The organism is bacterium (genome assembly GCA_021372535.1).
In the GTDB taxonomy this organism is placed as follows: domain Bacteria; phylum Latescibacterota; class Latescibacteria; order Latescibacterales; family Latescibacteraceae; genus JAFGMP01.
In genome coordinates, this window is record JAJFUH010000072.1 from 1 (window position 1) to 9,681 (window position 9,681).

The 9,681-nt window shown below is 49.8% G+C and carries 6 protein-coding genes; all 6 read left to right on the forward strand.

The genetic code is table 11. From position 1 onward, the window contains the following. Positions 1 to 512: 512 nt before the first annotated feature. The 6 genes from LLG96_07390 to aroA all read left to right on the forward strand — a co-directional run bounded on the left by LLG96_07390 (position 513) and on the right by aroA (position 9,283). Complete coding sequence (locus LLG96_07390; protein ID MCE5250028.1) at positions 513 to 1,811, forward strand: alkaline phosphatase; 1,299 nt, start codon at positions 513 to 515, stop codon at positions 1,809 to 1,811. 526 nt (positions 1,812 to 2,337) lie between these two features. Then, positions 2,338 to 3,747, forward strand: coding sequence for a hypothetical protein (locus LLG96_07395; protein MCE5250029.1), 1,410 nt, complete (start codon positions 2,338 to 2,340; stop codon positions 3,745 to 3,747). A 21-nt stretch (positions 3,748 to 3,768) separates the two neighbouring features. Then, complete coding sequence (locus tag LLG96_07400; protein MCE5250030.1) at positions 3,769 to 3,957, forward strand: DUF2892 domain-containing protein; 189 nt, start codon at positions 3,769 to 3,771, stop codon at positions 3,955 to 3,957. 847 nt (positions 3,958 to 4,804) lie between these two features. Next, entirely contained in the window at positions 4,805 to 5,560 is a 756-nt protein-coding gene (locus LLG96_07405) for a carbohydrate-binding family 9-like protein (protein MCE5250031.1), read from the forward strand. A 722-nt stretch (positions 5,561 to 6,282) separates the two neighbouring features. Beyond that, positions 6,283 to 7,350: a T9SS type A sorting domain-containing protein gene (locus LLG96_07410; GenBank protein MCE5250032.1), complete on the forward strand. Its 1,068-nt coding sequence runs from the start codon at positions 6,283 to 6,285 to the stop codon at positions 7,348 to 7,350. Between the two features lie 667 nt (positions 7,351 to 8,017). After that, on the forward strand, positions 8,018 to 9,283 hold the full coding sequence (gene aroA / locus LLG96_07415) for a 3-phosphoshikimate 1-carboxyvinyltransferase (protein MCE5250033.1): 1,266 nt from the start codon (positions 8,018 to 8,020) through the stop codon (positions 9,281 to 9,283). Positions 9,284 to 9,681 lie beyond the last annotated feature (398 nt).

A 9,681-nucleotide genomic window follows, 5' to 3' on the forward strand; every position in this document is an offset into this window, starting at 1 on the left:
GAAACTCCAAAAAGGTGTTATGCTGTTTGTTACAATAAAAAGTCATGGATTTTGAGGGATCAGGTGAAGATGTTCCGGACAGCACCTATTAAAAAAAAATACTTTTTAGATGTTACTTCCTATAGATGTTACTTCCTTTGCGTGCCAAAAGGAAGTAACCAAGGAAAGGGCACCCCGTGAAAAGCCTGTTTCCACGGTCACGGCCCGTTTTTCGGGAATGTGTGAACTCACGAGCCTTCGGCTCGCTCGGACAGCACCCATTCTTTTTCCGAAAACCGGTTGTGACCGCGGGGCTTTTCAAAGGGGTTTATAAATTCACAGGCTTTAATGGTCTATATTCTATTTATAATCAACGCATTACAATACAAATCATCGTGGATTTTGGAGGGTCGTCAGCATGTAAGCATGTCCCCGAATCATTAATCGGGGATCGGTACTTCGCGCTGACCCTTGACAGCTTATATCAACGTAAAAGGTGTTTATCACAACGCTTCTGAAAGGAATGCAGTTTCATGAAAAAAATTGACGTAATGGTAATGTGTTTCATGATGTTAGCTTCCTCTGCCCCGGCGGGAAGGAATGTCATCCTCATTGTCCCGGACGGATGCTCCATTCCAATCTGGTCGGCTATACGGGCGATGACGGTCGGGACGGATGGTAAACTCAATATCGACCGTCTGCCCATGCAGGGCCGGTGCAGAACATACTCGGCAAACGCCATGATAACGGATTCCGCCGCCGCGGCAACCGCTTATGCCTGCGGTGTCAAGACGAACAACGGCGTTATCGGGATGTCACCCGCTACCGTTCGCGGGGATTCCCTTACGGGACGGCCGCTCAGGAACATTGTCGAATCAGCCCGGAAGAAGGGACTGGCCACGGGTCTTGTCACAACGACAAGTATTCTCGATGCAACGCCCGCGGCGTTCTATTCACACCGCGCCGACCGTGGCTGGGCCGAGCTGATTGCGCTCGATCTAGTCAATTCCGGCGTCGATGTGATCATGGGCGGAGGACGTGAGTACATGATTCCTCAGGGAGCATCCGATGAAGATGGAAAACCCTCGAAACGCACGGATTCCCGTAATCTCATAGCGGAGATGCAGGAAAAAGGATACAGCTATATCCATGACAGGGCAGGTCTGGACAGGATCGATCCCGCAGGAACGAAAAAGATTGTGGGACTCTTCAGCCCGAGTCACATGGATTACGAGCTCGACCGTGAAAAGAACAACCTCGGCGAACCGGGACTCTGGGAAATGACCCGTAAGGCGCTCGATGTACTCTCGAAAAACAAGAAGGGCTTTTTCCTCCTCGTGGAAGCAGGTCTCATCGATCATGCCGCCCACGGGCATGACACGGACCGTTTTCTCTGGGAAGGCATATCCTGCGACAAAACGATCGGGATTGTCATGGAATTCGCCCGCGAGAACAACGATACCTTTGTCATCGTCGTACCCGACCACGGCTGCGGTGGCCCTTACCTTGTGGGCATGAAAGCGGCCGACGGAACGATCATATCCTACGATGACGCGGGATTCACCCATTATACCCTGAATACGAACGGTTTCCCGGTGAACGATCACGGCAAACCCATTGCGATTCAGTGGATAGACTGGAAGGGGCACACCGGAGAGGATGTCGGTTATTTTGCCATGCTCAACAGGAAGGAATTTTTCGGCGGCCTGTTCGGCGGTAAGGAGATTGCACTTGAAGGTCTTGTGGAAAATACCGATATTCATAACATTATCATGGATCATCTCGATTCTGAAAAAAGGGAGAAAAAGCTCGAAGATATTGTTGATCCGTAATGGCGAAAGATTGTTTAGTCCGTTCAATTCAGGAATTATCATTGAACGCGGATTTACGTGGATTAATTTTTTTGATATCGTTGATTAACCCGATCTTGCATGAAAATATCATAACAAATTTCACCACGGAGACACGGGGAACACGGAGAAAGATAATTCATGTAATAATTTGTTTTATTTAAAAATGTTTGCAGATTGTATATGGATTCCCGATTAAAGATTCGGGAATGACGGCGTTACAGCAACATCCGCTGCCGGGCCGAGTCTTCAGCACCGGGAACAGTCGATGAATTTTCAGATAAATCAGGGTTAACTGAATAACATAGATATTCACAACGAAGGATGAAAAATATATGCAGGTCGCGAATGGATTCCCGATTAAAGATTCGGGAATGACGGCGTTACAGCAACATCCGCTGCCGGGCCGAGGCTTCAGCACCGGGAACAGTCGATGAATTTTGAGATAAATCCGGGTTTGTTTTATGGTATATGTAAACGAAAATGTTCTGCATGAGGGAGGTACAACGTGAACAGGGTGCAAAAAGTTATCGGTTTGTGTATGCTCGGCGCGTGTGTCGCTGTGATAAGTGCTTTTGCGGAGTTGTATAACAGGGCGCCTGATGTTTTACCGGGAACCACACCGGAAATGAAAACCACGGAATACTGGATAGCCCGTATGAAGAATCCCGATGAGGTCATCCTCACTCCGGAGGCCATAGAAGGCATGAATATGGCTTACGAGGAGAGAATGCGGTCGGCGGACCCGTTCAAGGGAATAGCAAAAGAACGTTTATATGAATTATCGTACTGGTGGCCCGGTCATGTTTATACCGTTACGGATTTCAGCAAAATAAGCCCGTCCGCTGTGGCCGATACGGTCAGGAGCCGAATCGCTATCCAGATCGAGTATCTCCATAAACAGGATTATGGTAACAATCTCGCTGTCAAGTATGCCGACTGGGAACTGAAGAAATTCGAGGACGAGATGGCCCTCGATAATGTTCCTAAAAACATCAAAATCCGTAACGGAATCGCGGTGAGAAACACCCAGTTGAGAAACATTCCCTCCTTTTTCCCCGGCAGCATGGGTATTACCGATAGCGGCAAGACAAAATGGGAGATGTGGACCATCGGTATCGTTAAAATATGCAGCCCGGTAACCGTGTTCTATCCCTCGAAATCAGGTGAATTCCTCCTTATCCTATGCACCGAGGGGTATGGCTGGGCGCGGGCGGAAGATATCGCGTTCGGGCCTGCCGACCAGGTCGAGGAATTCTCGAATCCGAAGAATTTCATTGTCTGCACGGGCGACCGCATCCAGTTCTATTCCGACCCCACATGCATCTATTCCTCGGGATGGCTCCGTATGGGCGACCGTCTGCCTGTGACGATGGGAAAGCAGATCAGGGTTCCGGTACGCAGCATGGACGGTTCGCTCACATCGGCGAACTGCTATCTCCGGCCTGATGCGGATGTCCACCAGGGCTGGCTTCCCTACACGCGCCGTAACATCGTTGTGACCGCGTTCAAGCTCCTCGATAATTCGTATGACTGGACGGGGGCATGGTTCGGCCGTCAGCACGAAAACACATACCGGGATATCTTTTCCGTTTTCGGTTTCAGACTGCCATGGCACGGCGGGCTGTTCAGCATCTATGGTCATAATGAAACGGTACTTATGCCCGATATCGGCAAGGAGGAGCAATACCGCGGCATTCTGAAAAACGAGCCCTTTGTTACCCTCCAGAGCTGCGGCGGGCATGCCCAGCTTTTGCTTGGCGAGTACAACGGCGTACCCATCGTGTTCGATCAGCACGGATACGGGTACAAGGATGAGAACGGTACCATGCTCGAGGTCAGACGCTGCTGTATCGGGGATATGAGAATGCCCGACTATTTTCTGAAGAGGAAAGTCACATTCTGTGGTTTAAAATAATCTTTTCAACGGGAGCGCCATATGAAACGGAATGTGGGAACAATCGACAAGGTTCTGCGGATTATCGTAGGAATCGTGATTATCGCTGTCGGCTTCTATTTTAAAAGCTGGTGGGGAGTCATAGGCATTATTCCCATCGCTACCGGTCTTATCGGATATTGTATGCTGTATACGATTTTCGGGATTTCCACCTGCAAGCTGAAACAGTAGATGGTTTGCCTATTCATGAATATAATAGAAGGGGGATTTTTCTATAGTGGGCAACCACGGGGGGTTGCTCCTACAATAAAACAAACACATTTCGTCATGGGGCGTGGTGAAAAAGATACTTTTTCACAGCCCTCTTAAAGATTCGGGAATGACGGCGTTACAGAAATTCCCAACACCATGCCGGGGCTTCAGCACCGGGAACCGTAATTGCATTTTCAGATAAATCCGGGTTAAGAACACTTTTTTTAGATGTTACTTCCTTTGCTTGCCCAAAGGAAGTAACCAAGGAAAGGGCACCCCCGTGAAAAGCCTTATTCCCCGTTCACTGCCCGTTTTTCGGGAATGTGTGAACTCACGAGCCTTCGGCTCGCTCGGACAGCACCCATTCTTTTTCCGAAAACCGGTTGTGACCGCGGGGCTTTTCAATGGGGTTGAAAAATCGGAAGCTCCAAAAGGTGTTATTAAAAAAAAGTCATCGTGGATTTTTAGGGGAGCCAGGTGAAGCTGTTCTCTGAAGCCCCCCATTTTAAAGAACACTTTTTTTATGTTACTTCCTTTGCGTGCCCAAAGGAAGTAACCAAGGAAAGGGCACCCCGTGAAAAGCCTTTTTCCACGGTCACGGCCCGTTTTTCGGGAATGTGTGAACTCACGAGCCTTCGGCTCGCTCGGACAGCACCCATTCTTTTTCCGAAAAACGCTTGTGATCGCGGGGCTTTTCAACGTGTTTATAAAATCACAGGTTTTAATGTTCTATATTCTATTTGTAAACAATGTATTACAAAACAATTCATTGTGGATTATGGAGGATGGCCAGTAATATCTTACTTGAACTCACAGAGGAGAAATGATGAGAAAAATAATTGTGACCATGCTGGCGGGAATTATCGTTGCCGCAGGGATGTCGTATGCCCAGTCAATCAAAGAATACACGGTGAAGCGGGCTGCATCGCCCCTTCAGATAGACGGGAAATTGACCGAACCGGACTGGAATACCGCTCCCCTGACCGACAGATTCGTTGTTTATTTCGATGGCTCTCCGACAGAGTTTCCCACACAGGCGAAGATGCTCTGGGATGACGAGTATCTCTACATCGCTTTTATCATGACCGACAAAGATGTGTGGGGAGAGATGACCTCATGGTCGCCGGGCGATCCCTGTCTGTGCCAGGAAGAGGTCGCCGAGGTTTTTATCGATCCCGACGGCGACGGTCTGAACTACATCGAGACGGAAATCAATCCGCTCAAGACGGTCATGGATCTCGTATTGAGCAAGGAATTTGCCAAGAAGGGGAAGGCCAACCTCGAGTGGAAATTCGAGGGAATCAAGGTCGGCGTCTGGGTTGACGGCACGCTCAACGACATGAGCGATACCGATACGAAATGGGTATGTGAACTCGCTTTCCCGTTCAAAACGATGGCATTCAGCGCGCCTTCCATGAATTTCCCGCCCAAAAACGGCGATACGTGGCGCCTCAATCTCTACCGGTATGAATATGTGCGAACCGGCGAAAAGAAAAACGAGCTGTCCGCATGGAACATGACCGACAAAAAACGCGGTTTCCATGCTCCCGACAGATTCGGAAAGGTCATTTTTGTGAAATAGTGTTTTCAATTTCCAATCCGGTTATACAGTTAAATCGGCTCATATGATTGATCCCCCTCGGCTTCGCCGTTTCCCCCTTATAAAACAAAGGGAGATGAAAGTGCCCCCAAAACCGCTCCCCCCCTAAAAAAGAGGGATGCCGCAGTCAGAAGGGATCATATACTATCGGAAGAAATTATCAATTGAAACCTTTGAAAAAATGAAAAAGACCATGCTCATATCGGTAATCAGTTTCATTTTCCCTGTTTGGAATAATGGTCAGAGATAAGGGCCATTTTACTGTATTTCATAGAATTATTACCCTCACCCTCGATCCCTCTCCCGTAAACAGGAGAGGGAAGAAAAGCATTATTTCAGTTATTCGAGCATGCTACTGATAATTACTTCAAAGGTATCCAATTCCAGTTAAAAAGTTTTTCTGAGCTTACTAAACTGGATAACCGGAATTTCAAAAGAGATCGTTCAGCAATACCGGTAATGGTCTGAAATGCAATGAGATGCCGGAAATGAAAAGTACGTCTAAACACTACATGTTTATGATATTCTAAATCTCTTGCTCTGCCATGCTTTAACACATTATATTATTATGCGCTCCGTTTCTGTAACCCCGGTATGCTCATGGCGCAATGCTCACAGTATCGATGATGTTCAGGCAGAAACTGACTGCGTGCTCAGGTTCGGGGTATACCTGTGACTTAAATTCACTTTCATGGGAAGTAGTAATGTATAGATACGCGATGAGTGTACTGGTATCCGTGGTTTTGTCCTGCGGTATGGGCAATGCCCAGACAATCAATGAGTATACTGTCAAACGTACTGCGGTTCCGCCTGTCATTGACGGGCATCTGACAGAAGCAGCATGGGAGGAAGCCGCAACCACCGGGACGTTTGTCGTATACACCGATGGCGCTATGGCTGTTTACCCGACACGGGCGAAGATGCTCTGGGACGACACCAGCCTCTATATCGCATTCATCTGTGAAGACCCCGATGTCTGGGCAACGTATACCGCACATGACGCCCACCTCTGGGAAGAGGAGGTTACGGAGATATTCATCGATCCGGACGGCGACGGTCTGGACTATCTCGAATTCGAGATAAGCCCCCTCGGCACCCTGCTCGATCTGCGCATGACCAAGGCTTATTCCGAGGGCGGGAAGAGCGATTTCGCATGGAATCTCGATGGTTTCACCGCGGGTATCGGTGTGGAGGGAACCCTGAACGATAAAAGCGATACCGATGTGCGGTGGATATGCGAGGCTGCATTGCCGTTCAAGGGACTGGCGTTCACCGCGCCCACCATGAATTTTCCGCCCAAAAACGGCGATGCATGGCGTCTCAATCTCTACCGGTACGAGTATATACGCGCCGAGGGCGTCTCGCCGGAGCTCACCGCATGGAACCAGACAGACAAACGTGGATTTCATGCACCCGACAAATTCGGCCGTGTGATATTCTCGGACGAGACCCTTCCGACACAGACATCGGTTGATCGATCGGACGCGCCGGGGACACCGTTCGGAATAACGGGGAACTATCCCAACCCGTTCAATCCCTCGACAGAGATCGGGTTTTCTGTTCCATCGGCCGGATATGTGAGCATGGATGTGTTCAACATTCTCGGACAGCATATCGGCGCTCTGGTGTCCGGTTATTACTCTCCGGGGATATACTCGGCGGCATGGAGCGGAAAGACTGATAAAGGAATGTCTGTTCCCTCAGGAATTTACTTCGTTCGTTTGCAGATGGGCGAGCAGGTTGTATCACATCGGATGCTTCTGATGAGATAGATTTACAAGCGTGATTTGTCTAACATGGATTATTCATTAAAATTTTTACCACGAAGGCACGATGGCACAAAGAGACAGGCACAAGGCATAAGGCATAAGGCATAAGGCACAAGGCATAAGGCATAAGGCACAAGGCATAAGGCATAAGGCACAAGGGGAAAAAAGGTACAACATGTAAAACGATAAACCAGAGGCCGGAGTTCATAAATCACTGATAAGGTGCACGATATTAAATAATCCGGTTATCCGGTTTGATAAGCATAGAAAACTTTTAAATGAGAATCGATAATTTCTTCCGATAGTATGTGATCCCCCCTGCCTGCGGCATCCCTCCTTTTTTTAAAGGGGGAGATGGTTCACCTTTATTTTGTAAGGGGAAACGGCAAAGCCGAGGGGGATCAATGATACTTTTAAACTTGAAGAAAACCTCAATGACCATACATGGTTACAACGAAGGATGAAAATATATGCAGAATGTGGATGGATTCCCGATTAAAGATTCGGGAATGACTGATCACGGTGATTCCAGACACCAGACCGGGGTTTCAGCACCGTAATCCACCGATGTATTTTCAGATAAACCGGAAAATATTAATCCGTGTAACTCAGTGTTCTGTATGATTATGCGAACAGACAGGATCGAGTATATAATGAGGCGTGGACATCAATGAAAGTGACCGTACGAAAATCCCGTCTGAGCGGTTCCGTCGCCATTCCGGGCTCGAAATCACACACCATACGGGCGTTGATTATCGGGGCGCTTGCGGACGGGGAATCGGTTATAGAGGAGCCTCTCGATTCCCTCGATACCCGTTCGGCGGCATCCGCTGTCGGCGCATTCGGCGCCCGTGTCGACCGTTCGCCATCACAGTGGACTGTCGCGGGAACCGGCGGGAGACCCCGTATACCCGATAATGTCATCGATGTGGGCAACTCGGGTACGACGCTCTACATGATCATGGGAACCGCATCGCTCGTGGACGGCTGGACGGTTCTCACGGGCGACGACCAGATCCGCAGGCGTACTGCGGCACCGCTTATCGAGGCTCTCGGAAGGCTCGGCGTCGGGATATTTTCGACGCGTGACAACGGCTGCGCGCCCCTCGCTGTCCGTGGAAGAATACAGGGCGGAAAAACGAGCGTTGCCGCGATAAGCTCCCAGTATCTGTCGAGTCTCCTCATGGCATGCCCGCTTGCCGGAAACGATACCGAGATCACGGTAACCGTGCTCAACGAGCGGCCTTATGTCGCCATGACCATGAACTGGCTCACGTCTCAGGGTATCGAACTGACAACCGATGAGGCGATGGGGAAGATCGCTATCAGGGGCGGGCAGTCCTATCATGCCTTCCGTCGCAGGGTGCCGGGCGATTTTTCTTCGGCGACGTTCATGCTCTGCGCGGGCGTTCTTGCCGGCGGCGAGGTGCGGCTGCACGGTCTCGAAATGGACGATCCCCAGGGCGACAAGGAGGTTATCACCATTCTCCGTGAAATGGGAGCGGATATTACGGTTACGGACGAGGCCATAATCGTTCGCGGCGGATCGCTCAGGGGTACGACGGTGGATATGAACGCTATCCCCGATGCGCTGCCCATGCTCGCGGCATGCGCCTGTTTCGCCGAGGGCACGACAGTCCTCCGCAATGTGAAACAGGCGCGTATCAAGGAAACCGACCGGATAGCGGTCATGGCGCAGGAACTGGCAAAGCTCGGGGGCGATATCACCGAGCTTCCGGACGGCCTCGAAATCAGGGGAACCGGTCTGAAAGGCGGCAGCGTTCACGGGCACGGCGATCACCGGGTAGTGATGGCATGCGCTGTCGCGGGGTGCGCCGCGGACGGACCTGTTACCATAGACACCGCCGAAGCGGCGGATGTGACCTTCCCAGGATTCTGGGAAAAAATACGGGCGCTCGGAGCCGATATACGGTGAATTAGGAGGGCTGTGCAAAAGTATATTTTTCACGAGCCCCATGACGAAATGTGTTGTTTTATTGCTGTCAAGGGCATGTAAATCGGGTGGCACCCCCCATTTTTTAAGAACACTTTTTATAGATGTTACTTCCTTTAGATGTTACTTCCTTTGCTTGCCCAAAGGAAGTAACCAAGGAAAGGGCACCCCGGTGAAAAGCCTTTTTCCTCGTTCACGGCCCGTTTTTCGGGAATGTGTGAACTCACGAGCCTTCGGCTCGCTCGGACAGCACCCATTCTTTTTCCGAAAACCGGTTGTGACCGCGGGGCTTTTCAATGGGGTTGAAAAATCGGAAGCTCAAAAGGGTGTTATGCTGTTTATAATCAATTAATTACAATAAAATAGTCATCGTGGATTTT

Bases quoted from the DNA above. Each gene is read 5' to 3' on its own strand.
- LLG96_07390 (MCE5250028.1), top strand. From the start codon at position 513: ATGAAAAAAATTGACGTAATGGTAATGTGTTTCATGATGTTAGCTTCC.
- aroA (MCE5250033.1), top strand. From the start codon at position 8,018: ATGAAAGTGACCGTACGAAAATCCCGTCTGAGCGGTTCCGTCGCCATT.
- LLG96_07410 (MCE5250032.1), top strand. From the start codon at position 6,283: ATGTATAGATACGCGATGAGTGTACTGGTATCCGTGGTTTTGTCCTGC.
- LLG96_07405 (MCE5250031.1), top strand. From the start codon at position 4,805: ATGAGAAAAATAATTGTGACCATGCTGGCGGGAATTATCGTTGCCGCA.
- LLG96_07400 (MCE5250030.1), top strand. From the start codon at position 3,769: ATGAAACGGAATGTGGGAACAATCGACAAGGTTCTGCGGATTATCGTA.